Annotated in this window: 13 protein-coding genes and 1 riboswitch; of the genes, 9 read left to right on the forward strand and 4 right to left on the reverse strand. The window is 54.4% G+C overall.

Features of this window, described 5'->3' with window-relative positions; genetic code table 11:
- Positions 1-56: 56 nt before the first annotated feature.
- From HBA55_RS25185 to HBA55_RS25200, 4 genes are all read left to right on the forward strand, one after another.
- Positions 57-7,082 (forward strand): YDG domain-containing protein, encoded by a 7,026-nt coding sequence (locus HBA55_RS25185; RefSeq protein ID WP_166997114.1) that lies wholly within the window; start codon positions 57-59, stop codon positions 7,080-7,082.
- Positions 7,072-7,794: a FecR family protein gene (locus HBA55_RS25190; RefSeq protein ID WP_166997116.1), complete on the forward strand. Its 723-nt coding sequence runs from the start codon at positions 7,072-7,074 to the stop codon at positions 7,792-7,794. The genes HBA55_RS25185 and HBA55_RS25190 overlap by 11 nt, the downstream gene beginning before the upstream one ends.
- Positions 7,766-9,409, forward strand: coding sequence for a ShlB/FhaC/HecB family hemolysin secretion/activation protein (locus tag HBA55_RS25195; RefSeq protein WP_166997118.1), 1,644 nt, complete (start codon positions 7,766-7,768; stop codon positions 9,407-9,409). The genes HBA55_RS25190 and HBA55_RS25195 overlap by 29 nt, the downstream gene beginning before the upstream one ends.
- Before the next feature lie 66 nt (positions 9,410-9,475).
- Complete coding sequence (locus HBA55_RS25200; protein ID WP_206019960.1) at positions 9,476-11,677, forward strand: CHASE2 domain-containing protein; 2,202 nt, start codon at positions 9,476-9,478, stop codon at positions 11,675-11,677.
- 27 nt (positions 11,678-11,704) lie between these two features.
- On the opposite strand, the gene HBA55_RS25205 is transcribed toward HBA55_RS25200, so the two are convergent.
- The 3 genes from HBA55_RS25205 to HBA55_RS25215 all read right to left on the reverse strand — a co-directional run bounded on the left by HBA55_RS25205 (position 11,705) and on the right by HBA55_RS25215 (position 16,776).
- Positions 11,705-14,314 (reverse strand): MMPL family transporter, encoded by a 2,610-nt coding sequence (locus tag HBA55_RS25205; protein WP_166997122.1) that lies wholly within the window; start codon positions 14,312-14,314, stop codon positions 11,705-11,707.
- Positions 14,315-14,396: 82 nt separating this feature from the next.
- Complete coding sequence (locus tag HBA55_RS25210; protein WP_166997124.1) at positions 14,397-15,851, reverse strand: hypothetical protein; 1,455 nt, start codon at positions 15,849-15,851, stop codon at positions 14,397-14,399.
- A gap of 40 nt (positions 15,852-15,891) precedes the next feature.
- A complete protein-coding gene (locus tag HBA55_RS25215) occupies positions 15,892-16,776 on the reverse strand; it encodes an outer membrane lipoprotein-sorting protein (RefSeq protein WP_166997127.1) in 885 nt (294 codons plus the stop codon).
- 543 nt (positions 16,777-17,319) lie between these two features.
- On the opposite strand from HBA55_RS25215, the gene HBA55_RS25220 reads away from it, so the two are divergent.
- The 3 genes from HBA55_RS25220 to HBA55_RS25230 all read left to right on the forward strand — a co-directional run bounded on the left by HBA55_RS25220 (position 17,320) and on the right by HBA55_RS25230 (position 24,347).
- Positions 17,320-19,479 carry an FHA domain-containing protein gene (locus tag HBA55_RS25220; RefSeq protein WP_166997129.1) on the forward strand — a complete coding sequence of 720 codons (2,160 nt, stop codon included), beginning with the start codon at positions 17,320-17,322 and terminating at the stop codon, positions 19,477-19,479.
- The gene (locus tag HBA55_RS25225) at positions 19,454-22,492 is read left to right on the forward strand and encodes a fibronectin type III domain-containing protein (RefSeq protein ID WP_166997131.1); all 3,039 of its coding nucleotides are present in this window, start codon (positions 19,454-19,456) and stop codon (positions 22,490-22,492) included. The genes HBA55_RS25220 and HBA55_RS25225 overlap by 26 nt, the downstream gene beginning before the upstream one ends.
- Before the next feature lie 319 nt (positions 22,493-22,811).
- Entirely contained in the window at positions 22,812-24,347 is a 1,536-nt protein-coding gene (locus HBA55_RS25230) for a PilT/PilU family type 4a pilus ATPase (RefSeq protein WP_166997133.1), read from the forward strand.
- A 37-nt stretch (positions 24,348-24,384) separates the two neighbouring features.
- Here the strand turns inward: HBA55_RS25230 and HBA55_RS25235 are convergent, their stop codons facing one another.
- Positions 24,385-25,209, reverse strand: coding sequence for a polyphosphate kinase 2 family protein (locus tag HBA55_RS25235; protein WP_166997135.1), 825 nt, complete (start codon positions 25,207-25,209; stop codon positions 24,385-24,387).
- A 480-nt stretch (positions 25,210-25,689) separates the two neighbouring features.
- Positions 25,690-25,778, forward strand: a riboswitch (cyclic di-GMP riboswitch).
- A gap of 86 nt (positions 25,779-25,864) precedes the next feature.
- Between HBA55_RS25235 and HBA55_RS25240 the strand changes: the two genes are divergently transcribed.
- Together HBA55_RS25240 and HBA55_RS25245 are read left to right on the forward strand one after the other, a co-directional pair.
- Positions 25,865-26,332 carry a hypothetical protein gene (locus tag HBA55_RS25240; protein ID WP_166997137.1) on the forward strand — a complete coding sequence of 156 codons (468 nt, stop codon included), beginning with the start codon at positions 25,865-25,867 and terminating at the stop codon, positions 26,330-26,332.
- Complete coding sequence (locus HBA55_RS25245) at positions 26,332-26,742, forward strand: PilZ domain-containing protein (protein ID WP_166997139.1); 411 nt, start codon at positions 26,332-26,334, stop codon at positions 26,740-26,742. The genes HBA55_RS25240 and HBA55_RS25245 overlap by 1 nt, the downstream gene beginning before the upstream one ends.
- Positions 26,743-26,746: the final 4 nt, after the last annotated feature.

Genomic DNA, 26,746 nt, shown 5'->3' on the forward strand with positions numbered 1-26,746 from the left:
AGCAGTCGGCGTGAAATAGAACAAGTGTAAAATTCTCTGACGGCAAGGATAAAAACATGGAGAGCGGTTGGGAACAGTGGCGGATCGCACCGCTAAAAAGCCTGGTGTTACCCGCAGGCCTGACGTTGATAGCGGTGTTGGAGGGTACACCAGCACTCGCCAATCCCTCCGGTGCAGAGGTCATTCACGGCAGTGCCACCTTCGAACATGCAGGTTCAGTATTGAGTGTAACCAATACCGATGGTGCCATTATTGAGTGGCAGAGTTTTAATATCGGTACTGATGAATCCACCCGTTTTAACCAGCCTTCCTCCTCCAGCCGTGTTCTCAACCGTGTTCTGGGCAGTGACCCCACCAGTATCCTCGGCAATCTGACCTCCAACGGCAAAGTATTTTTAATCAATCCCAGCGGTATTCTGGTGGGTGAAGGGGCGAGAATCGATGTTGGGTCCCTGGTGGCCTCGACCCTCGATATCAGCAACGAAGATTTCCTGTCCCGGAACTACCAATTTGATGCCGGCCAACAAACTGGCAGTGTCATTAACGATGGCGTGATCATCAGTGGTGAAGGCGGCAGTATCTATCTGTTGGCCAACGATGTGACCAATTCCGGCATTATTGCCTCACCGGAGGGTGAGCTGCTGCTGGCGGCGGGCCACAGCATCAAGATCGGTAATACGACAACACCCGGCGTCAGTGCAGAAATTACGGCTCCGGCCGGCACCGTATTGAACCTCGGAGAGCTATTGGCTCAACAGGGGGCTATCAGCGCGGTGGCCGGGCAACTGGATAATCAAGGAGTGATTAACGCCGATGGACTGGTCAGCGACGGTGGCAAAGTCTATCTGCGGGCAAGCGAAAGCATGCAGCTGGCAGGTGCCATCAGTGCTGACGGGATACGTGGCGGGCAGATTGACGCCACGGCGCCTGACATGACGTTGGCTGAGGGCTCCATCACGGCGGACGGTGCCCAAGGGGGAGGACGGATTCGCCTTGGCGGGGAATACCAGGGCGGCAAACATCTTGAGGTAGATGAGCTGCCCAATGCCCAGCAGCTGCTGATGGAAGAGGGCAGTTTTGTCAGTGCGCGGGGTATGGATTCGCAAAGCAATGGTGGCCAGGTGGTGGTGTGGGCAGATCAGCAGACACTGGCAGCCGGTACCATCGAAGCGACCGGGGGTGAACTGGGCACCGGTGGAAAAATCGAGGTGTCCGGTGCCGAGCAGCTCGTGTTTCGTGGCGAGGTTCGCGCTGGGCGCGGAGGTGAAGTCCTGTTTGATCCAAAGGATATCGTCATTGAGTTTGGTTCGCCCTTCGGCGCCGGTACTCACTTCTTTACCGATGATCCGGGATCAACCCATACACTCGATCCCAATGATGTGACGGTCATTCTGGATGCCGGTACCGATTTGATCCTTCAGGCCAATAACGATATCAAGGTAGAAGATGTGATCAACGCCGATGCCAGTGGCGCAGGTGGGAAACTTACGTTACAGGCAGGGCGGAGTGTCTTTATTAATGCCAATATTGATACCGATGGTGGAGGATTGGCCATCGGCGCCAACGAACCTTTGGCGGCGGGTGTCCAGGACGCTCACCGGGATCCTGGCCTCGCTATGATCACAATGGCCGCCAGTACCAGCATCAGCACTGTGGGTAGTGGTAGCGGCGATATTGATATCAAGATTCATGATGGTGCCGGTTTAACAAACTCTGGCGCAGGAGCCATCACGCTGGAGCAAATCACGGGCGGTCAAATCGTTGTCCAAAACAAAGGGGCGGATGGTGATATTGCTCTTAACAATAAGCTAAACGCCACCGGGGACATTATTATTGATGCCGGTGCGGGCGACTTTTTTAACAACGATGGCGGCGGCGTTTTCAATCTTACAGGCCGCTGGCTGGTGTACTCAACGGATCCGGCACTGAATACCCTGGGTGGTCTGGACCCCGGTTTTAAACAGTACAATGCCACCAGCGCCTCTACGTTGGCATCAACTGGAGACGGCCTGATCTACAGTATTGCCCCTATGATCACCCCCCAGCTTACCGGCACGGTCAACAAAACCTATGACGGCAATACCAGCATCACTCTTGCGGCCGGCAATATAACCTTCACCGGGGCAATCGATGGCGATGATGTCGGCCTGAATGCGCCTACGGGGTCAAGTTTTGCGGCCAAGAATGTGGGCACGACATTGGTCAACGCCACGGGATTTTCACTGTCAGGCGCCTCTTACGAAATTCCGGATGGGCCCACTATTCCCGTGTTCGGTTACCAGCTGTCGACGACAAATGCCTCGGGAAATATCGGCAGCATTTCACGCAGATCATTGACTCCAAATGCCACTGGCGTGGACAAAACCTACGACGGCGGAACAGCAGCGTCGGTAAACTTCACCGACAACCGAATTGCCGGTGACTCCCTTAGCTTTAGCCATGTTTCCGTCTTTACCGATGCAAATGTTGGCAAAAACATACCGGTAAATGTCCTGTCAATCTCGCTAGGGGGTACTGATGGCGGAAACTACACGTTAACCAAGACGACCGATACGACATCTGCGGACATTCTGGCTGCAGTGGTGAGTCCCGTCAGTTTGGTCGCCAGTGACAAAATCTATGACAGCACTACGGCCGTATCGCTTACGGCGGCATCGCTGGCGGGCGTTGTGAGTGGAGACAGTGTGTCCCTTAATCTTGACGGTAACTTCTTGACTGCCGACGCCGGAACCAACAAGAGTGTTGCCACTAACTTGTCTCTGTCGGGTGCAGATTCCAGCAACTATGTATTGTCAAATAGTTCTCCTACGTTATTTGCCGATATTACCCCTGCAACATTGAGCCTAAGCAGCGTCCTTGCCAATGATAAGGTTTATGATGGCGATGCCGATGCGACACTGACACTCGGTTCCTTGCAGGGCGTATTGGCTGGAGACGCGGTCACAGCCTCGGGGGCAGGCAGTTTTGATGACAAGAATGTCGGTACGAACAAGGCAGTGACCACGAATCTTCTCTTGTCCGGCACCGACGCGGGTAATTACCAACTGGACGAAAGTTCTCCCTTGCTCAGCGCAGACATCACGGCGGCTTCCCTAAGCGTTGCGCTGGTCAATGCCATGGACAAGGAGTACGACGGCGATGTGGCTGCGGAAGTCGATATCGTTGGCTTTTCAGGGGTGTTGTCTGGCGACGATGTGGATGTTGTAGCAGATGCGAGCTTTTCCAGCGCCAGCGCGGGGCTCAATAAGGCGGTAAGTGCAAACCTCAGCCTTTCAGGTGCTGATGCGGGCAACTATCAGTTGAATCAAACGGTTTTCGGGGATACAGCGGATATCACGGCGCGCTCAATTTCACTGGATAGTATATCGGCTGCCGATAAGACGTATGACGGAACCACAGACGCTCAAGTGACTGCCGGTGATCTTTCGGGCATTGTGGCGGGGGACGCCGTAACCGCTGAGCTGACGGGTAACTTTGATACGAAACAGGTCGGCGTGAATAAAACCGTTTCCGCGACGGCGACACTGACGGGTGCGGACTCAGGGAATTATCAACTCGACAATCCAGCGCAGCTTGCAACCGCTGATATTACGCCTGCGACTCTAGATGTGGCCGGCATTATCGCCAATAACAAAGTCTATGATGGCAATACCGATGCCGTTGCCACGGTCGATGGTTTGACCGGGGTTGTTGATGGTGATGACGTGTCAGTGGGTCTGGTCGCCAGCTTCGACAGCTCAGCGGTGGGCGTTGATAAAACAGTGTCCGCCACTTTGAGCCTGGGCGGTGCGGACAGTGGAAACTATCAACTGACGCAGACACTGTTTAATGACCTCGCAGACATTACAGCCCTTGGCATATCGCTGGAATCCATCTTGGCAAGCGACAAAGTCTACGATGGTGGCGTAGCTGCCGATGTAACCGCTGGAAACCTGCTGGGTGTGTTGGATGGCGATGAGGTTGGCGTTGATCTGGTGGGCAGCTTTGATGCCAAACAGGTCAGTGACAATCGAACAGTCACCGCTTCGTTGAGTTTGACGGGTGCCGATTCCGGCAATTACGCGTTGCTCGAAGACTCTCTGGAAACCACCGCTGCGATCACCCCGCTGTCAATTTCTCTGGAGGCTATCGATGCCCAGAACAAGGTCTATGACGGCGATGTTTCTGCGCAGGTAACACCTGGAAACCTGTTAGGGGTCATTGATGGGGATAATGTCACGGTAGATGCTGAAGGCTCTTTTGATAACAGCGATGTCGGACAAGACAAATCAGTCACGGCTAATTTGGCGTTGTCCGGAGCGGACAGTGGCAATTATCTTCTTGACAACCCTGTGGTCTTGGGGAACGCCGATATTACACCGGCAACATTATCGCTGAGTGATGTGGCGGTTAGCGATAAGGTGTACGACGGCAACACAGATGCGAGCGCGACGCCTGGAGCTCTGGCGGGAATCATTGGTGACGATGTCGTCAGCGTGAACGTCGCTGCTCAATTTATCGATGCCGATGCTGGCAATAACAAGCAGGTAACGGTTGATGCTCTGTTGGACGGTGCCGACGCTGCAAACTATGAGTTACAGCAAAGCCAGCTATTATCCTCTGCCAGTATTACGCCGGCGACGGTCACGCTCAGCGGTGTTGATGCACTCGACAAAATCTACGACGGTACGACGACTGCCCAGGCCGGTGGAGGCAGCCTGGCGGGAGTGATTGGGGGGGATAATGTACTGTTTTCCATCGCAGGGGATTTTGCCGACAAAAATGTGGGCGATGGCATCGACGTTACTCTGCAGGCCACTCTGACAGGCACCGATGCCGGGAACTATCAGCTGGCACAAGATATACTGATGAGCAACGCCGACATCACTCCCGCAACGCTTGGCCTGACCGGTTTGCAACTGCAAGACAAGATCTACGATGGCACCACGGTGGCACAGGATAGTGGCGCTGCTCTGGTAGGCGTTGTTGCTGGCGACGACGTTGACGTTAACACCGAATCCGGTTTTGCCGACAAAAATGTGGGGCAGAACATCGGGGTAACCACTTCCCTGATGTTAACGGGCGCCGATCAAGGTAACTATCAGCTGGCAAATACCACGGTCGAGGGGCAGGCGAATATCAATCCGGCAACGTTGAATCTCAATAACGTTACTGCTTCCGACAAGGTCTATGACGGTGGCGTCACAGCCACGGCAATGGGGGATGAGCTACAGGGAGTGATAGGTGCCGACGTTGTCAGCGCCGGTTTTCTCGCGAATTTTGAGGACAAGAACGTTGGTGACGACAAGGTGGTGAACGTCGAGGCCAGCCTGAAAGGTTCCGATGCGGGCAATTACGCCCTGAATGAGCAACAGTTTGTCGTATCAGCAAGTATTACGCCGGCAGATGTCACCTTGACGGGAATTTCCACTGTAGACAAAACCTATGACGGAGGGGTTGAGGCCCAGGTTGAAGCCGATCAACTGGAGGGTGTCATCGAAGGGGACGATCTGACAGTGCAGTTTACCGCCAGTTTCGACACTCGCGATGTCGGAGAAAACAAGGCGGTAATGGCGATAGCTTCGCTGGCAGGGACGGACGTCGGAAATTATAGTCTGACAAACCCTCATCAGGGCGGCCAGGCTACTATTACCCCGGCAACTGTCACGGTATCCGAATTTAGCGCGACCAACAGAGTCTATGACGGCAGCACCGATATTGAGGTTCAGCTGGGAACGGTAGATGGGGTTATTGAGGGCGATGACGTTCAGTTCGGTGCGGCAGGAGCCCTGGCCGATAAGAATGTCGGTGAGGACCAGCAGGTTTCTCTGCAACTTACTTTGAATGGTGCGGACGCGGGCAACTACATAGTAACCACAGACTTGCCCACCGCAACCGCGACCGTCAGTGCGGCAGGCCTCTCACTGACCAGCGTGGACGCAGAGGATCGTGTCTTCAATGGCGGTGTCGACGCAACGCTGATACTGGGTGATCTTACTGGTCTGGTGGAAGGAGATGACGTTCAGATCAGTGGCACGGGAACCTTCGCCAGCCCCGATATCGGCACCAACAAGCCTGTCAGTGCACTTTTCTCCCTGAGTGGTACAGACGTGAACAATTACGTATTCACGTCACCGGATGATCCATTTGCCAGTATTACTGCGCTGGAGGCCCTTTCCTGGATCGGGGCATCTGAGGGCAACTGGTCGGATCCCGCCAATTGGCAAAATGGTGTGATACCAACGGCAACCAATGTACTCAACCTGTCGCTACCAGCCGGGATAACGGTCAATTATGACTTGCCGGATCTCACGGTACTCGAAACGATTACCGGGGGAGGCTCACTGCGCATGAGCCAGGGTTCGCTGACGCTCGGAACATCGGTTCAGCACCAATCTCAGCTCGCTCTTCTGGACATCAGTGGAGGATCATTTTTTGGAACAGGCGAGCTCCAGGGCAATGTGGTTCTCAATAGCGGCTCGCTTAACGGCAATAACTGGACATTAGTGGGTAATCTGGAGCATCTTGGAGGTGTACTTTCTCCAGGGGCTTCGCCAGGCAGCCTAAGTGTTGATGGCGACTACCTTATGGAGGCTGGGGCCGTACTGAGGATGGAGTTGGCAGGAACGGCGCCAGGTACAGAATACGACGTGCTGAATGTGTCTGGGCGTGTTGACCTGGATGGCACCTTGCAAATCACTCATTTGAATGAATTTAATCCGGTTGATAACAGTATCTATCCCGGGCTTATTCGATCGAACGGTTTGCTGACAGGATCTTTCGCCAGCATCCAGCAGCCGGAAGGCATCGACTATCAACGTTTGCTGAGTCAGGCTGGTTTGGACCTGGCGTTTGGCGTGCCGGTGATTGAGGTAGTGACAGATGTCGATGTGCCTCTGATTCATGATGTGGATGCCATTCTGGTCGACGAGGGTATTCTGGTGGGCACCAGCCTGTTTAATATTCACATTATCAACAGCCTGGATGATGATGGCGGTGGTGATGGCGGCAGCGGTGAAAACGTAGGAGGCAATAGCGGCCACTTCGGTGGGGCGACGACCACACCCGAATCGGAAGGTGGAGACCAGCCCAATGATTGCTAAAACAAAATGCATAATTGGTCTGGTGTGCCTGTTGGTTATTGCTCCAGTCCTGGCTCAAACGAGTGTCGTCGGTAACGTAACACACCTCGATGGCGTGTTGTCTGCTTTACGCACCGATGGGAGGAGCAAACTGCTCGGCGTAAAATCGGAGGTCATCGAAGGGGATGTGCTGGAGACGGCGGCCCGGTCATTCGCACGAATCAAGTTCATTGACGACGGCGAAGTGGTGCTTCGCCCCAATAGCCGGTTTCAGGTCAGCGAGTACAAGTTTAAAAATGGAGAAGGCTCGTCTCTGATGCGGTTACTCAAGGGGGGGTTGAGAGCCGTCACGGGATATATCGGCGAAACCAAAAAAGAAAACTATAAAGTGGAAACCCCCGTTGCGGTGATCGGTATTCGCGGCACCAATTACGGCGCGCTGTTCTGCAGCGGCGATTGCGGCGACCTGTCGAATGCCTCGGGGCAACAATTGGCTAACGGGCTCTACGTGGATGTCGCACAGGGTGCTGTGATTCTTTCCAACGGTGCTGGCCAGATATTAGTCACCGCCGGGCAGTTTGGCTATGTGCGGGATATTAATACCCCGCCAGTGCTGTTGCCGCCAGAGCAGGGTGTGCAAGTCACAATGCCTACCCGTATCAGCAAAAATAATATGAACGGCAATGGACTTGGAGATGCCAACGATGAACAGTGCACCATTCCCACTTCGTAAGCCAGTAGCCCTGGCGGTGAGCATGGTTGCTGCGGCTCTGTTGGGGGCGTCAACCATCAGTGCACAGCAGGTTTCACCTCGAGTGACTATCGAGTCCTATGAGGTAGTGGGTAATAATCTGTTGCCGAGGACGCAGGTTCAAAATCTTTTGGCACCTTTCAGTGGTGCTGATCGTGGCTTTGGTGATATTCAAAGGGCGCAGGATGCTCTACGACTGGCCTACCGTGAGGCCGGCTATACAACGGTGCAGGTACTGGTGCCCGAGCAGGAAATTTCCGCAGGGATTGTCCAGCTCCAGGTGTTTGAAGGCACCGTGCAAAAAGTTGTGATTGAAGGTAACGAATACCACGATCAGGCAAATATTCTGGGGGCGTTACCCAATCTTGAGCAAGGCAAGGTACCTAATGCTCGCAAACTCTCAGAAAACCTTGAGCTGGCCAATCAAAATCCCTCCCGCAATCTTGAGGTGGTCTTCAGCCTGACCGACAACGCCAATATCCAGGCGAAGATTGACGTAAAAGACAAAGCTCCGGGGCGCTTTGTGGTGACCGCCGACAATACCGGTAGTGACGATACCGGAGAATGGCGCACGGGTATTGGTTACCGGCACGACAACCTGTTTAATCGCGATCACAGTCTGGCTCTGCATTTTACCACCAGCCCCGAACATACGGATCGTGTCAAACAGTATTCCATCAGTTATCGTCTGCCCCTGTACGGATTGGGGGACAGTATCGATATCCTTCTGGCAAAAAGTGAAATCGACGCAGGAACATCACAGACAGTCTTCGGCCCGTTGAATTTCAGCGGAGAAGGTAACGTCTATGCGATGTATTACAACCATTACTTCGCCCGGCGAGGTGAATACTCATCACAATTAACGGCGGGAATCGATTGGCGAGCTTACGATAACGAATGTGACCTGGATAATGTGAGCTGTGGAGCGGCTTCAGCAGATGTTACCGTGCATCCACTTTCTCTGCGCTACCAGGGGCAATGGCGCAGCAGCAACCAGACCCTGAGATTTGACGTCGGTTATCTTCACAACATTGCGGGTGGAGACAATGGCGATGACGAAGACTTTATTCTGGTGCGACCGAATGATACTGATCCCTCGGACGGCGCTCAGGCCGACTATGACGTGATTCGCATCAGCGGTGACTGGCAGCGGCAGCTGTTTGGCCAGTGGCAATTACATCTGGGGGCCAAACTTCAATATACCGATGAGCCGCTGGTTGCCGGTGAACAGTTTGGCCTGGCCGGGGTCTGGGCTGTGCGTGGTTTTGAAGAACGTGAGGAGTCCAGAGACCGGGGTTACGTCACCACGGCAGAACTGTTCTCTCCCGATCTGAGTGGCGTTTTGGGAGAACGAGTCTTCGAAGACGGTGGTATTCGTGCCCTGCTCTTTCTGGACCATGCGCGCGGTGAGCGGGTACTGATGTCCGGTGAGAGTGATCGCGCCAGAGTTTCTCTGGGCAGCGCCGGCCTCGGGCTGCGCATGGAGCTCGACAACATGCTCAGCATCAGGCTGGATGTCGCTCAGGTGCTTGATGAGGCGGGCGAACAGGAAGCCGGAGACGTAAATGCCCACTTCGGTTTTCACCTGAGTTGGTAGTGTGTAAGGGACACCATTCTGGCTTCCAATAATTCAAATCGCGTGTGGCGCAATCGCAGTTACCTCTTGCGTGTTTTCCTGAACGTACTGCTTGTCGGTGTGTTTGTTGGCTGGGGACTGGGGTATTACTACGTCGACCTGCTGCAAAAACTCGAAGCCTACACTTACGATCTTCGCCTCAATATGACCATGCCAGGCGGTGTGGACAAGCGCGTGGTCATCCTGGATATCGATGAAAAAAGCCTGCGCGATGAGGGGCACTGGCCCTGGCCCCGCGATCGTATCGCCAAGATGATCGAGCTGCTGTTCGACAAACACGAGATCGATGTACTTGGATTTGACATGGTGTTTGCGGAAGCCGATCGCAGTTCTGGTTTGCAGCAATTGCAGGCGCTCGCCAACAACCAGCTTTATCACGTTCCCCAGTTTCGCCGCCAGGTGCAAATGCTGCAACCCCTGCTGGACTATAACCGCCGCTTTGCCATGAGTCTGCGAGATAAGCGCGTGGTACTCGGTTACTATTTTGATCACGATCCGGAGCGAACGGCGCCTGGCGTGGGTGCGTTACCCCAACCGATCCTCACCAGGGAAGAGATTGAGGGTTTTAAATTGGGTGCTGCGGATGCGACGGGCTACACCGGTAACCTGGCAAATCTGCAAGAGCACGCCATGGGCGCCGGTTATTACAATGCTTCACCGTTAGTGGACAAAGACGGTGTGTTCAGGCGCTTCTCTCTGGTGCAGATGTACCAGGGGCAACTCTATGAGGGCCTGTCTCTGGCGATGGCGCGCCTGGCATTTCGGGAGCCTGGCATAAGACTGATTTACGATGGCGATCCCAGTGATCCTCTAGCCTTGGAGGCGGTGGAATTCGCAGGGCGCACCATACCGGTGGATGCAGAAGTCGGTGCCTTGGTGCCTTACCGGGGAAAACAAGGCAGCTTCCCCTATCTTTCCGCCACAGATCTGTTGAATGATCGGGTGCCCGAAGGGCTGCTGCAAGACGCTATCGTGCTGGTTGGTGCCACCGCACCGGGGTTGATGGATTTGCGCAATACACCGGTGCAGGACATCTATCCCGGTGTGGAAGTTCACGCGAACCTGATTGCGGGCATGCTCGATGGCAATGTCAAGCAACAGCCTCCATACAGCGAAGGGCTAGAATTTATCGCGCTGGTATTGGTGGGGCTGGTGTTGATGATCGTGCTTCCCCGCTGCAATCCGTTGCAGGCGCTGATGTTGTTTGTGGGTATGCTGGTTGTCATCATCCTGATCAATCTGTATGCCTGGCAGCGCAACCTGGTATTGCCGCTGGCCTCACTGCTGATACTGGCCACCATCCTGTTTGTATTAAATATGTCCTACGGCTTTTTTGTTGAGTCACGGGGCAAGCGTTTGATCACTCGGGTATTTGGGCAGTATGTGCCGCCGGAGCTGGTCGCGGAGATGGCGGTGAATCCCGCGGCGTTCAGCCTTGAGGGGGAAAATCGCGAGTTGACAGTGCTGTTCTCCGATGTGAGGGATTTTACCAGTATTTCCGAAGGACTTGACCCGAAAGAACTCACGCAGTTGATGAATGAGTACCTGACGCCCATGACACACATTATTCACCGGCACCGGGGAACCATCGATAAGTACATTGGCGACGCCGTTATGGCATTTTGGGGCGCGCCGGTTCCGGAAAAAGAACATCCCCGACTGGCACTGTTGGCGGCATTGGATATGTTGACCAGTGTAGAGGAGCTGCGCAAAGAGTTTGCAGCACGGGGTTGGCCGCAGATTACGATAGGTATTGGTCTGAATACCGGTAATATGACGGTGGGCAACATGGGCTCGGAGTTTCGAAAGTCCTATACCGTTATGGGCGACGCCGTGAATTTGGGCTCCCGCCTTGAGGGCTTGACCAAAAACTATGGTGCCTACCTTATCGTCAGTGACAGTACCCGCCAAGCGGTGGAGGATATCGCCTATCGGGAATTGGATCTGGTTCGTGTCAAAGGCAAGCGTGAACCCGTGGCGATCTATGAGCCTCTGGGGCTGGAGAATGAGCTCAGCGATGAGCAGCGCGATTGTCTGTCCTGCTATCATCAAGCGCTGTCCGATTATCGGCAACAGCGGTGGCAGCAGGCGCAGCAGGGCTTCGAGCACCTGCTCGAAAAAGACGGGGACAGCAAGCTGTATCGCCTTTATCTGGAACGCTGCCAGCAGTTCATCGAGCGACCACCGCCCCGGGATTGGGACGGTGTATTTACCTTTACTACCAAATAAGGGTTTACTACTGAACGGTGGCCGCGTTCAGGCCACAGCTTCCATGACAGTGGCTTCCTCTTTGCGCTTGAAGACCAGAATCAATATGGCCGGCAGCAACAGCAAATCGAACACTAATGCCGCCACCAGGCCGACGCTGGCCAGCATTCCGAAATGACCCATGGGCACAAAGGAGCTGCCAAGCAACAGCAAAAACTGACTGCAAAGAATCAGTGTAGTGGTCATCACCGCCCGACCTGCCTGCTGATAGGTTCGTACCAGCGCCAGCACAGGTGATATACCCTGACGGACCCGGTGAATAAAGCCATGGTAAACATGAATGGTATCGTCAATGGCGATACCGACTGCGACGCTGGCAATCATGGCTGTTGCGAGATCCAGTGCAATACCCTGGAAGCCCATGACAATAAAAATCAGGATGATCGGGGACAGATTCGGGATCATGCAGATGAGTGTGTCGCGCAGTGACCGCCAGGAAACCAGCATCAACAGGAAAATAAGTCCAAGTGCACCGCCTAAGCTCACGACCTGGCTCTCGATCAACAGATCCTCCTGATCGGCCAGCAGTCGACCCGCGCCGGAAATCTCCCAGCTGATATCGCGCTGTTCGAATCCTGGCATTTGCCTTAAACGATCACGAATGCTATCCATCAAATCGCTGATTTCACTGGTTCCATGAACGTTCGCATTGATGGCAATACGGGCTATCTGGTAGTCGCCGTCGATAAAATCAAAGATATCTTCGCCGTCGTACACGAAGAGATATTGGCTGATGAGTTCGGCGTCTTCGGGAATCGCGCGATACGCCGGATCTTCGGCATGGAATCCCCAATGCATTTCCTCAATGAAGTCCGCCACTGACAGGGTCTTGTCAACGGAGTCCAGCTGCTCAACCCACTGCTGCAACTGACGTACGTCCAGCAGCGTATCCGGATCCAACAGCGACTCTCCACTTTCGCTGGTTAAAACCACTTCCAGTGGCAGTGTGCCCACCAGCGTATCTTCAACGTGCTCCGTAGAACGTCGGAGTTCATGGTCTTTCGGGAAAAAGTCCAACAAATTGGTTTCGACATGAATACGTGCCGCCATGGGTAAACAGGCACCCAATGAAATCACCACCAAGACAATAACCACCACAGGGCGGCGTAAACTCAGCGACAACATGGCACTGACCAGCTTATCCATATACTGCAGGCCGAAACGTCGGTTTGGCCAGGGCTGCTGATCGAACTGCACAAAAATCGGAGGAAGAATATGTATCACGATCAGGTAGATCAGAAAGACACCTGCCGCTGAAGCCAAGCCAAACATGCTGATGGGCGGGATAGGGCTAAGTCCCAGCGATGCCAGTCCCACCGAGGTGGTAAGGGTGCTATACAGTGCGGGCTTGCGTATTTCCGCCAGGGCGGAGTCGACACGTTTCCTGCCGGTGAGGCCTCGTTTGGAGGCGTAGTACAAAGCGTTGTAGAAGTGTACCAGCACTGCAATGGTCAAAGCCGACAAGAGTGGCGGCAAGGCGCCGGATATACTGTTAAAAGGCTGTTCAAAAACCACATAGAAGGCAATGGTGAAGTTGACCACGGCGCCGGTCACGACGCCGGTCACGATAACCGCGAGCAAGCGCCGAAATAGCAGCCAGGTGAGGATCAGTCCGATAACCACCGTGGCTGGAATAAAGACCATGTTATCGCTGAGAATCATCCTTACCTGGGCGACATCCGTAGAGATTTCGCCCGTCATTGCCGACAAATAGCCATCGAGTCGGTGTTCGCGTACCTGAGTGAGAATCTCTTCTTCCAGTTGCAGGTAGAGTATGCTGTTGTCCAGGCTTTCGGGGATAATCACCAGCGCGATACTGGTTCCGTCGGGGGGAACCAGAGAGTTACGTGCAAAACGGTCAGCAGTAACAGACGCTCTTCGGTCTCTGGGGTGGGATTCATCCAGAAGCTCAATATCAACCAGCGGGCTGACTTCAAAGCCGTCTTCGGTACCGGTAATGTGGTCCTGACGAGTGAGGCTGATGACATCTTCCACGCCATCGATCTCTTCGAGCGATTGAGTCAAATCGTCATACGCCAGCAGAAAGCCATCCGAAAACAACGCAACCCCTTCGAAGAGCAACAGGATGACTTCGTCGTCCGGGAAGACTTCTCTGACTTCGTCATTGAACAGGCGCGAGGGAGCATCCGGAGGAAGAAAAGTCGTGGGTGAGTTATTGATGTTCAGCTTGGGCAGCAGTGCGTTGGGCAGCACAGAGATGGCGATGAGCAGGGCAAAACAAAGATAAAGTTTCCAGGGCAAATTGATGATTCGCCGTACCAGTTTTCTATCAGCGGCGGTAAGGATATAGATTTCGATCACATCCTGTCCGTCGAAGCGGCTATGGTAGGCGAAAAGCTCGGCGTGCAGGATATTGCCGTTGGCCTTTCGAAACACCACCGGTAATGCGGGCAGCTGTTTCTCGGAACGGTCGGTTCGGGCCGCTTGCTTCAGGTATATTCTCAGTTCGTCCTTATCAAGGTCTACCGTGTGGTCCAACAGGTTCGTGGCTTCGAGGTCCTCGAAATCACTGTAACCCAGGCATTGGGCAAATGTTTCGTTGGCCAGTACCAGAATGCCGTCATCCAATACGGCCATGGCCTGCCGCTGGCGGTTCAGGTGCTGTAGATATTCCCGTTCGGTGTTGATAAGCGTCGCTCCGTCGTGATCAAGTTGTCAGCTAGAAATTAGCTCGCCACCCGAGATTCAACAGCGAGTTATCTTCATAAAACCCACCAGCTGTGGCTTTGTCGCCATCAAATCCATGACCGGCCAAATACACTTCCTGGTCACTCCAGCCGATGTACGCCAGTTCCGGGTTGAGATAGAGATCTTTTTTGTCCAGCCCTATATTGAAGCGAAACTTTACTCGCCAGTTGTCCTCACCAAACGGGGCTTCAAAAGAACCGTTAAAGGCCGAGCTGTTATCCCGATCCAGGACATCGTCGGCATCCTGGAGACGATTGCCGACCAACTGCAGATTCAGGCGTGCGTCCCCGTCGCCGGGAAACAGTTCCAGGGCGACCCCCCAGGCCACACTGGCCACGGTATCAAAGCGGCCATCGTTACGGGTTACAGGCGTGTCACTGTTCCACGCGGCCTCCAGTTTCAAAGTGCCCCCCAAGGCCTCAAAACCCATGTCCGCGGCGACAACGGTTGTACGGGGGTACCGGCCTTCCAGGGTATTGGTGGAAGGGTTGTAGGCAAAATAAGGAAGGGTGTTGATGCCACGCTGCAGGGTTAACGCATAGTCCACCTGATCGCCAAGGCGATTAAATCGAATGCCAATACCGCCTTCGGTGTCCGGAGCCTTCTCTCGAATATCGGCTTGTCGGACCACCTGCTCCACCATCGCCGGAGTGTCGAGACCAAAAATCGTCCCTTGCCTGCGGTTTACCGAGTGCCAGACGCTGTCTGTTCCCGCAAGCTGAGCTTCCCGGAATCGCGGATAATAGACCAGATCCAACTTGCCGACGTCAAAGAAGTGCTCATAGCGTACCGCCAGAGAGGCCAGCCTGCGTTCATCGAGCTCATCGAGCGCACCGCGCCTGAGATCCTGAGTGCTCAATTTGTCCGTTGGAGGAAACTCATCAATACGTCCCCAGATAATTTTCTGTGCCCCCAGGGTCAGGATGCCGTCGCCACTCTTATAACGGATATAGGTTTCGTCATAATCCAACTCAGTATCATGCCAGCCGTCAAGCTGGCCTTCTTCCGGTTGTTCGTGAAATGAATCCAGGCGGCCGCCAATCTTCAGTTCCCAAGTCTCGTTCTGCCATTCCAGGCTGAATCGAGCTTGCCCGTAGAGCTGGTAGCGCGCGGTATCGCTGTCCAGAAAATGCCCGTATTCAGCCCGAAGCTGTTCCAGATTCAGCCGCAGGCCCGTCTCTTCCTCTTCGGAGTCTTCATATTCGTCGTAATTGCTGACGGTATCCTCAAGATCGCTCTCCTCATCATCGCCGATGACGAGAGCCTCGTCACCATCATCTTCGATCACCAGGCCCTGTTCGGCATCGTCTTCGATCACCAGCTCCTCTTCGGAGTCATCCTCGATAATCAGTTCCTGGGCATGGTTGGGCAACGCTAATGCCGCAAGCAGAGTGACAGGTATTAGTAAGGGGGAAACTCCGGCCATGGATTCTTCCTGTGATGTTGTTATGGTTGATACGCGGGAGCTAGTGGGTCCCCGCCGAGGCCGTGGTGGCTTGCTTGAGCGCGGCTTTGGATTTCGGACGGAATACCGCTTCGCGACTGTCATCTGCCAACCCTCTTTGGCTGAACAGGCTGTCAGGAATGTCCTGATCATAGACAATGTCGTTGGTGATCAGCTGCGTACGGTGTCCCGTCTTGAGGTTTGTCATGATGCTCTCGAACACTGTCCAGTAGCCCTGTACCTTCTTGATCTTACGGGCTTGAAGGCGTTTAACTGGCTTGTCCTTTTTCTGATAAAAGTCCACCCGCAGGGGAATCAGCAATTTGGGGTGGATGCAGCCAATTCGTCTCGTATACACTGAATTTGAGCGTTTTACCGGGATGCTTTCCAACAGTGTGCAGTTGACGCCTCCCACCTTGTCCTGCCCGAGTATCCGATGCTTATCCATATCGACTTCGCGATCAGCGAGATCTTCGTAGAAGAAGTCAGACCCGACAAAGCGACCGCCTTTTCGTTTTGAGGAAATGCGGCGCACGCGATCCAGTGAGGGGAGATACAGCCATTGGTCCGATTCATCGCCTGGATAGTCCATGGACAGTAAGCCGGTTCCTTTCACATCTTTGGGTGTGATAAAACGCATCAGCGCCCGCCGCTCGGAGTTGCCCTTGTCGAGGGTATAGGCGTAGAGGATGCGTTTTTTCGTTTTTTTGCCTTTCTTGCCCAGCAGCATGGTCACTCTTGAAGCGGAATCACGTCCGATGGGGCGATCGTAGACGGCCTGGGCCAGCCTCAGGGCTCGATCATCCACTTGGGTTTCGGTGTCTTCAGCCGTACTTGATCCGGTTGCCATCAGCGTGATGAGGGCGGTCAGTCCCGCGCTGCACAGATTCCGGCGGATGAATTGCATGTGGTCTGCTTCCTGTCAGAGTCAACTGAGATGGAGCCCGCGGCAACAAACCGCTTTGGCATCCTCGGTTTAGCTCAAAGTCCAATAATCATTCTAGCTCCTAATTGATGTCGGGCAAAGCGCTGAGCCTTGAAGGATAGCGATGGTTTGCAAAGCCGCAGGGAGGAAACATGTGACAATTTCGTGAAGTCCGTCAACTTTTTTCAAAATCGACTGGCAAATACAGAGAAGCCGACTAACTTTAAAAATAACTCCATCGAAGTAGTGGCCTCCACGCAGCGGTTGCGTGGTTGTCTTCTTCAGGGTTTCCTCATAGCTCTCTCCTGCCTGGCCCCGGTATATTCCCGGGGTCTTTTGTATCTGGGCCTTTTACTTCACTGTTACGGTTTGAAAGCATCACCTCAGGTGTTCTATATTTGTCATCTGAAGCCTTGTGGTGGCGTGACGAGGTTAGAGCGAACAATAATCAGTGCTGCCGCATACAATATACGACCGGCGGGAGGTCTGTGCCGGGGTCTTTACCATTCAGGGACAGTGTGTCTTATGGCGCAATCATCTTCACAGACCGCGGGTTGGTCGTTGCAGCTGGCCAGCGAAGCGGATATAGAGCAAACCGAATTTCAAATTGCAGGCAGTAAACCCCTGACGCTTGGGCGCTCCAGCGATGTCGATCTGGTGGTGCCTTTGCACGGCATCTCGCGTCAGCACGCGGAACTGCAGCTGGAAAAAGGCAAGCTCTGCGTACGTGACTTGGGGTCGCGCAATGGCACCTACCTCAATGACACCAAAATCGTCGAGGAGTTTGCGCGGCCGGGGGACTGTATCCGGTTTGACGAAATACGCTTTTGGGTACATGGGCCAGAGGATGGGGATGAGGCTGAAGCTACCACGCTGACCACTGCGCTGGCAGATGCCGACATTAAAACCGATCCTGGTGGTGCCACCCAGGCCATTACCATTACACCGGGGTTGCTGGTCGGGCAGGGTGGCCCGGTGGATAAACAGGAGTTTCCTCTCACATCGTTGGTGGTCACTATCGGTCGTGATGAAGACAACGATCTGGTGCTGGATTACCCTTCGGTTTCCGGCCGCCATGCCGAGTTAAGCTATGTGGGTGGCCGCTGGCTGGTGCGTGATCTCGACTCCTCCAATGGCACCTTCGTTGACGGTGAGCGGGTGAACAAAACCAATCTCAAGGTGGGTCAGGTGCTGTCCGTTGCGGATATTTGCCTGGAATATCGACTTTATCAGTCGCCACCCAAGGAGCAGCAGGCGCCGGTAGCAGCCCAGGCAGCCGCGGCAACAGCTGAGGCGACGCAGAAGGGCCCCAATCGCTACCTGGTGGCGGGGTTGGCATTGGCCATTGCCCTGGCACTGTGGATTTATCCCCCGTCATGGTTGGCACCACTGCTGCCGCGCAGCAATACCATTGACGACATCCGCGACTATACCGATCAGGTGACAGCGGAGATGAGCGGTGAGGTGAACAGCCCCGAGTTGGAATTCACTCCACCCTGGCCGTCCCTGTCTCTGCCGCGCGAGCGGATTGTCAATACACCACAGCTGGCCGATATCAATAATGACCAGTTTGCAGACATTTTGCTCAGTGACTCTCAAGGGTACAGCAGTGTGATCAACGGTCGCACTGGCGAAACCCTGTTTGCCATCCGCGGCGGTGGCAAGGTTCTGGCGCCTCCGGCCCAGATGAGACTGGCGGAAGGTCCGGCGATGATCATATCCCGTTACAGCGGACAAATTGATGCACTGGGTGCTCGCGGGCAAACCCTTTGGCAATCCGCGCAAGGGCTGGAGCTGGGAGCGCTGATACAGAGGCCCATGGTGGTCGATGTTAACGGCGACCGCCAGGCGGATATCCTGCTGACCAGCGAGGGCAAAGGGCTTGTGGCGCTGGATGGAGACCGGGAAGGCTGGCTGTTGTGGCATACCGCTGACCTGACACGGGGGCGTCTCACAGCGCAACCTCTCGCCTCGGATATCAACGGTGATGGCGGCATCGATTTTGTCACTGTGAGTGACAGCGGGCAGGTTTTGGCGGTTGGCATTGACGCGGGAGCGCCGGTCAAACTCTGGGAACAGCAGCTGGCGCCGATCCTGTTTGCCGCGCCGGCGCTATTGCAAACCGCCCAGACCCCGTTAGTGGCCGTTGCCACCCATGAAGATCAGATCCTGGTCCTGAGTGGTGCCACTGGTGCGCTGGTGTGGCAGCGTGCACATCCGAAGGCGCTCTATGCCTCGCTCCTGGGGGCGGATCTGAACGGAGACCGAACTGACGACCTGTTGGCTGTGGCCCACGATGGTGAAGTGACTGCTATCAATGGTGTGACCGGAGAAACACTGTGGCAGGTGTCGGTGGATGCCGCGGTGCAGGCCAGTCCGGCGCTGTTCGATTTTAACTACGACAAAGTGGCGGACATCCTGGTAGCGGATGCGGAGGGGAGCCTGCACTTTATCGATGGTCGTCGTGGAGAAGCCCTGACTGACAGTCTGGATATTGAGGGTGCAGACAGTTTCGTGGCCAGCCCGGTGCTGGGAGACGTCAATGGTGATCTCAACGTGGATATCGTCGCCGTGAGCCAAAACGGGCGCCTGACCGTTATGGGGGTCAACCGACGCTTGGGGTCAGGTCGAGCCGGATGGAACCAATTCCTGGGCAACAATGAACATCGCTATCAATCGCGCTAGGGAAACCCGCATCATGGAGAAGGCCGTTCGTGACTTTCGTTGGTTGTCATCATTGCTTGTCAGTGTCCTTTTGGTGTCGGGTTTGGTGCAACCGGTCCAGGGCGCTGATATCAGCCCCGAGTCCTTACCGCGATATGTGGCGGTATTACCGGCATTGGGCGATGGCACGGAGGGTGAACGCAACGATCTCCATCTGGCGGTGAACAATGCTCTGGGAGCCAGTAATTTTGAGTTGCTGAAGCCAGCCTCCACCCAGCAGTTGCTGGAGACCATCTTTCTCGACGAGTCCCTCACTCTGGAGACCATGCCAGCCAAACAATTGGCTGAGCGCTTGCGTGTGGACGGTCTGATTTACGTCGAAATGGTGGAAATCAGCAAGATTTACGTAGCGGCCTACGCCCAGTATAAGGTCGCGATTCGGATCAAGTTTTACTCGTTACAGCATGACCGCATTATCTGGGAGCATGAGGACAGCGAAACCGAGCGAGAGGGGGGCATCAGCGCAGATCCGCTGAGTTTTCTTGCGACCGCTATTTCCTCATCCCGAATTCTGACGGATGCAGTGCGCCTTCAGTTAACAGACGTACTGGCCCGCCGCTTTGCCAAAAAAGTACCCCAGCCCCAGGCGCTGTTTGCCAAGGCCAAACCGCCGGAAATCGTATCGGCACTGAGCAATGCTTCGGAGGGACCATTTACCAGCGGTGATGAAATACGGGTACTGGTAGAGGCGGAGCCGAATCTCAACATTGAGTTTCAGTTATCCAATAGTGATCGCCTGTGGCCGCTGTCTGAGCAGAGCACCAAAAAGAGTGGCGAGCTCAGCGCAGCGGCGAAAGCTCACAAGTCGCCGTTGCGGCGCTACACCGGCCGTTTTGTGGTGCCCAAAGGGTTGAATGTCGACGAGGCGCAAATCAGCCTGCAGGTACAGCGTGGGCGTGAGAAACCTATCACCTGGCTGGTGCCCGGCAGAGTGGTCATTGATACTCGTCCTCCCAAACCGGTAACGAGCCTCAACGCGCTACCCCAGGCCAACCTGGTGCAGCTGACCTGGCAAAGTCAGGGGGATGAATCCGCCCAAGAAAAATACATGATCGAGCGGGCACTGAAAAAGTCCGGTAAGTTTAATCGCCTGGCCATTATCGAACTGACAGAGTTCGAAGACGATACCCTGGAACCGGGCAACGCCTATCGTTATCGGGTAACACCCATCGATCCCGCAGGCAACCGTGGACGCTCCAGCACGGTACAGGTGGAAACGCTCAGGTACGGCCCCACCAGTATCGACAAAGACATTGGCCAGAATGTGTTTTACAAGGCCGCGGGGAGTCCGTATCAGATTTCCGGGGCGGTCAATATCCTCAAGGACGTCAAGGTCGAATTCGAACCGGGCAGCGTGATCGAATTCATGCCGGAGTCATCATTGACGGTACTTGGCAGTATTACTGCCAAAGGACGCCCCAGTGAGCCCATCATTGTCAAAGGCAATCGTTGGCAGATCAATCATACCCTGCCTTCCCCGAGTCTGAGCCTATATGACCATATTCATTTTCGAGCAGACGCCAATTCGGTCGAGGGAGAGAAAAAGCCCAGTGAAGGGCTGATCCGGCTGCAACAGGCCCGTGTGGAGCTGGGCAATTGTACCTTGACCGGAGTACAGCTGCAGTTGCAACAGGGCGCCGACGCCAAGGTGTCGAAATGTCATTTTCAGCAGGCGTCGGTGGCGGTGGCTCTGCATCGGGGCAAGCTCAGTGTGAAGGACAGTCGCTTTGTCGATAACCAATTGGCATTGGATAATCACAGCGCCAATGCTGACATATCCAAGAGTGAATTTGCCGGCAACCAACGCCATATTCAAACCCAGGCCCCGCTCAAATTATCAGGCGTGTCATTCCCCAAGGATGATTTTATCGGTCTGCAACAACGACTGCAGGGCCATGTGGAGATAGACTGGGGCAGCCTGCCGGAATCACAAAACCTGCAGGCGCAGTGGCTGCAGACATTGTGGATTCAGACCACAGAAGCCATTGCGGAGCAGGATTGGCGTTCAGCCCGCAAGCGCCTGAGTCAGGCGAGTAAGGTCATGGCCGATCCGCGTTTTGAAGACCTCATTGAGAGTCTTTATTTACTACAAAACCCCGCCGCCCGTGCACCGGATATCAAGAATCCGCGCTTGTTGAGCAGCATTCTAAAGCTGCGCGAGCAAGGCAAGCGGGCACGTCTGGTGTGGTTACCACTTGAGAGTTTCGAGCAGCACAAAAGTTTTACCCTCAGTTATCTGCATTACTACCATGCCAAGCTCATGGCCGATGGGATTTTACGAGTGGACCCAACCGCCTTGGAACCTGCAATGCTGCTGAGAGAGGAAATCGGTGAAGGCATCGATCACGACCTGGGGGCCTTGTTTTTGGTCGACGAGGACATGATGCAGGTGCGGCTCAAGAATCTCGGCTTTATCCGCCAGCCGCCACTGCTGAAAAGCCTGCAATTGGTCAAACCCGCCCGCAAGCAGCTTTGCAATAGCGCCGGCCCCTGGGCTTATGGTGAGCAGGCCGTGGATGGCGCTAACCCGATAGACGACGATGGCTGCCTATCGCTCAGAGTGACTGCGGCTCGGGATCTGGACCTCTACCTGTTCGCCGGTAATCAAATGGGACAATTTGTACAGATTTTGCCCGATCAGTGTCAGGAGACCGGTGTACTGAGTAATCGAGTCACGGCTCAGCAAACGCTGGCGGTCCCTCAGAACAATAATCAACAGCCGACGGTTGCCCAGCGTCGGGAATGGCCCTATACCCATTTCTTTGCAGTTGGGTTGGCCGATGCCTCTGCCAGTCGTTATCTTGCGCCGATTCTGAGCCAGTCGTCCGCGTTGTGCCAAACAAGTCAGAATGGTGAGAAGGCATCGCTTAAGCAAATTCAACAACTCCTCTATATCGCTGACAAGCGCAGTGGCGGAAATCTGCAGTGGATGATGACCGCAGGTGGAGCTGTACCATCGCAAGCTCAGGAGTGATTTGATCGCAAAATCCAATTATTTTGAAAAAAATCGGAAATCTGTGGAACTAATGCCAGCGGGTCGGGTCTCAGTAATCAGATTGTTTCATGACTCTCCTCGCTTAGGCCTCGACTTTGATCGGGGCTTTTTATTACCTCCACGACGCACAGACCGGTATATTTGGTGAAAACCACTGCCAAAGCCGCCGATTTGGTGGAATCTGTGTGATTCTTATCTCTGAATTAGCGCTTTATGTGACTGATATCCTCGCACTTTCATGCCAAATCCTTGTTCTTGGTCAATACTTGCAGGGACCTTCACTGGGATACTCACTGGCATGATAGAAAACCGACAACTCGACAACGTTTTGGCGCTGATGGCGAGAGAAAGCGCCACGGATCTGTATATCACGGTGGGGGCGCCCCTCATTCTCAATGTCAGTGGCAAACATCGGCTGATGGGTAAGCCCCTTACCCGAGCGAATCTGGAGGCGGTGGTTCGCAGCGTCACCAATGAAGCTCAGCGCGAGCAATATGAGCGGGATCTGGAACTGGACATTGGCCTTAACCTCGACGGTGTGGGGCGCTTTCGGATCAATATTTATCAACAAAAATCCAACCCGGCTCTGGTTGTCCGCTACGTTAACAGCAAGATTCCCACTCTTGAGGAACTCAATTTACCGGAAGTGCTGCACGATCTGGTTATGGAAAAGCAGGGCCTGATACTTGTGGTGGGTATGGCCGGTAGTGGCAAATCCACTACATTGGCATCCATGCTCGATTACCGAATTCAAAATCATTTCGGCCACTTGCTGACGGTCGAAGACCCTATCGAGTTCGAACACCAGCATCATCGCAGCATCGTCAGCCAGAGGGAGGTGGGTATTGATACGCATTCCTTTCAGCAGGCGCTCAAACAGGCCATGCGCGAAGCCCCCGATGCGATTATGCTGGGTGAGATTCGTGAACATGAGACCGCGAGTCAATTGCTGCACTATGCCCAAAGTGGTCACCTGTGTCTGTCCACGCTCCACGCCAGTAATACCACAGCGGCCATTGATCGATTCCTCAATTTATTTCCCTCGGAATATCAACATCAAAAGCGCCTGGAGTTGTCTGACAATCTGTTGGCAATCATAGGCCTGAGATTGGTGCCGGCAACCGCTGGCGGTCGTGTCGCGGCATCAGAGGTGATGCTAAATACCTCGTTGATTCGCAAATATCTGGAGGAATCCGAAACCGCGAAAATTCGCGAAGCAATGTCTGGCGTGGAAGCCGGTGGCTGCCACACGTTCGACGACTGCCTCTTTAACCTGATTGACCAGGGCAAAGTCTCGCGCAAGGAAGCGCTCAAGATGGCGGATTCCAGACAAAACCTGCGCATCAAGCTTAAGAGTGGTGTACAGGCAGAGCCGCATCGCAAGCAAGGCCCCGAGTACTGGTTAAAGCCCGATGCTGAGTTTGAGCACTTCAACACTATCGTGGTCAGTCGCAAGCTGGGCAACCGCGATCGGCGGCCGGAAGTCACCGAACTGTTGCAACAGGCCGTCACTCACGCCTGCCAGGACAGGGGTTACCAAGTCATGGATCGGGACAGCATTGATGCAGGGGAATCACCGGATCTATTGCTTAAATATGCCTATGGGCTGCGCCACCGGCAGGACATCAATATTGATGGACTGGAGGCGGGCGATGAAGAAGAAATGGACGCCGGTCTGGCCATAAAGATCAAAGACAATGCCACTGGCGAGACGATCTGGCATCTGACCTATCATCTGGACCTGAGCCGGGGCCTGCCCGACAGGAAAGAACTGGAGGTCTTGTTATCCGGCGCTTTTGCATCACTGCCGTTTGCCGGCGTGGCGATGGTTTAAAACAGCTATGGTTTAAAACAGCAATGGTTTAAAACAGCTACGGTTTAAAAGTGATGCGCTCTTCCAATTCATCGAGTTGGCGCTGTGCGCTCTCCCGCAGGCCAGGCTCCATCTCTGGAATAGTCAGATCGATCCCCCGGCTCAACTGGCCGACAATGTACTCGAGAACGGCGACGCGGCAATACCACTTGCGGTTGGCGAGAATAATCTTCCATGGATTCGCTTCGGTGGATGTGCGCGAGAACATAGCGTTGATGGCTTGTTCATAGTCCTGCCAACGCGATTGATTGCGGATATCCTCCTCGGTTAGCTTCCAGTGTTTTAGTGGTGTCTCAAGGCGCTGCCGAAACCGACGAATCTGTTCCAGAGGGGAGATATGCAGGAACAGCTTTACAATCCGAACCCCATCATTGGTCAGGGTTTGCTCAAATTGATTGATTTCGTCGTAAGCACGTCGCCAGGCTTGTTCTTCCGCAAACCGCTCAACGCGCTCCACCAGTACACGGCCATACCAGGATCTGTCGAACACCGCGATATGACCTGCAGCGGGCAAGCGGGTCATAAATCGATACAGGTAATGGGTGCCCTGTTCCTTTGCGGATGGAGCGCCGATGGGGTAAACGTGAATGCTGCGCGGGTCCAGCCTTTCCGTCAGGCGGCGAATGGCTCCGCCTTTGCCCGCAGCATCCCAGCCTTCAAAGCAGAGAATGGCTCTCTGACCTTGATGGTAGTACGCCTGCTGAACCAGCATCATCTGTTTTTGCAGGCCCTTCAGCCGTTGCTCATAGACTGATTTTTCGCTGATAACCGGATGTTCGAATTGATCCGAAGGCAGTGACAATTCGGCTGGAGTTGAATGCATGTCGCAGATCCTGCAAGGTCTTGGTTTATCTATGGCACGAGCCCTCAGGGCTGTCAATAGAGTAAGCAGGCCGGAGGCCTCAGGTCGAACTTAGGTCATAAGTGGCCTAAAGGCCGGTATCCAAATATTTTTGATAATTTTTTGGAACCTTTCGCAACGGGGTGAGTCTCAGTAAGCAGATTGTTTCATGACTCTCCTCGCTTGGGCCCCGACATAGATCGGGGCTTTTTATTTCCTGCCCCGGACATGATCCGTATCAAAGAGGCGATTCCGAGCCCGCTTTAACATAAAGCCATCAGGCTATGTGGGTGAGGGTGCGACTCTGTGACCTGGTTGACATTCCAGGTGGGTCATTCAATAATCCCTCACAACACATGCGGTTTATTTACCGGATTCATCCGGTGCACCGCAGTTCGAATCGCTGGTGGCCTGAATCAGGCAAGTGGCCACCAGTGGAGTCGATGGTCCCGTCCCATCCGCTCCTCGAACGGGCAAACCCGTGGCAACACGGGGACGCAAAGCCAGTGCCCTACCCTTGGATGCTCAAGAGGGGTCGAACGGTTACCGAAGGGAGTTGTGCGCAATACCTTTTATTCGCTCAACTGAAATATTGCAGACCAGGTCATTTCTTGGCCTAAGTCAGTGAGCATACGCTATGTCAGATTGGTTGCTGTATCACAGAAAAGGGTTGATGATCACCCTGGCAGTATTACTGATTGCGGTCGTAAACAGTCTGTTGACGCTGGCGTGGCTGCAGCGCATAGCGCCGCCGGAACAGCCTGTGCTGTCGGCACAGACATCAAAAGCTGATAGGGCGCCTCTTGATAGCTACCAGGCGACCTCTTCCTGCAAACAGACGGCCCGAAGCAAAATCGGCGATACCTTGCTGCGCACCTCTACCGATTGGCACTCTACCCGCTTCGAAGCAGATCGCCGTTTCTATCTGGTAGCCCTCAAAGCTGACGTTGGTGATCTGGACGTATTTGAAGAAGCCTATATTTATTGCTATATCGACCCCCGCGACTACGCGGTGACCTACTTCAAAGCCTATGACTCGAAGCATAAACCCTTATTGTCCGGGTTTAGCTTTGGGGACCTGATTGGAGCGCTTCGTCTAAACTGATGATAGAGACAAGTCACACGCAGGTCGTGAGAGAGGCAGGCAAGGTGGAGCGACGGCACCATTTCCGCTGGAAGAGCCATTGTCGCGCTGAAGTGCAAACCGAAACGGGAGCACGGTTCGCTGCGACAATAGCCAACCTGAGCCCCGCAGGATTGAATCTGGAAGGAGGGCAGGAGCTGATCGAGTCCGTGTTTGATCGGCGTTACCAACCCGGTCTGCACTCACCTGTGACGTTTAAGGTCTACTTTATTCTGCCGGACGCCGATGCTCACTGCGAAGAAGTCCGGGGGATTTGCAGTAGCATTTTCGTCGGGCGTCGGTATAAAGGACATTTTGTGTTGGGGGCGCGGTTCTTGCGCATTGAAGAGGGGGCGGCTGCACTGGAGAGGTTTCTCAATGCCTGCCGCTGATAAA

Source organism: Pseudomaricurvus alkylphenolicus (assembly GCF_011683955.1).
GTDB classification, from domain to species: domain Bacteria; phylum Pseudomonadota; class Gammaproteobacteria; order Pseudomonadales; family Cellvibrionaceae; genus Pseudomaricurvus; species Pseudomaricurvus alkylphenolicus.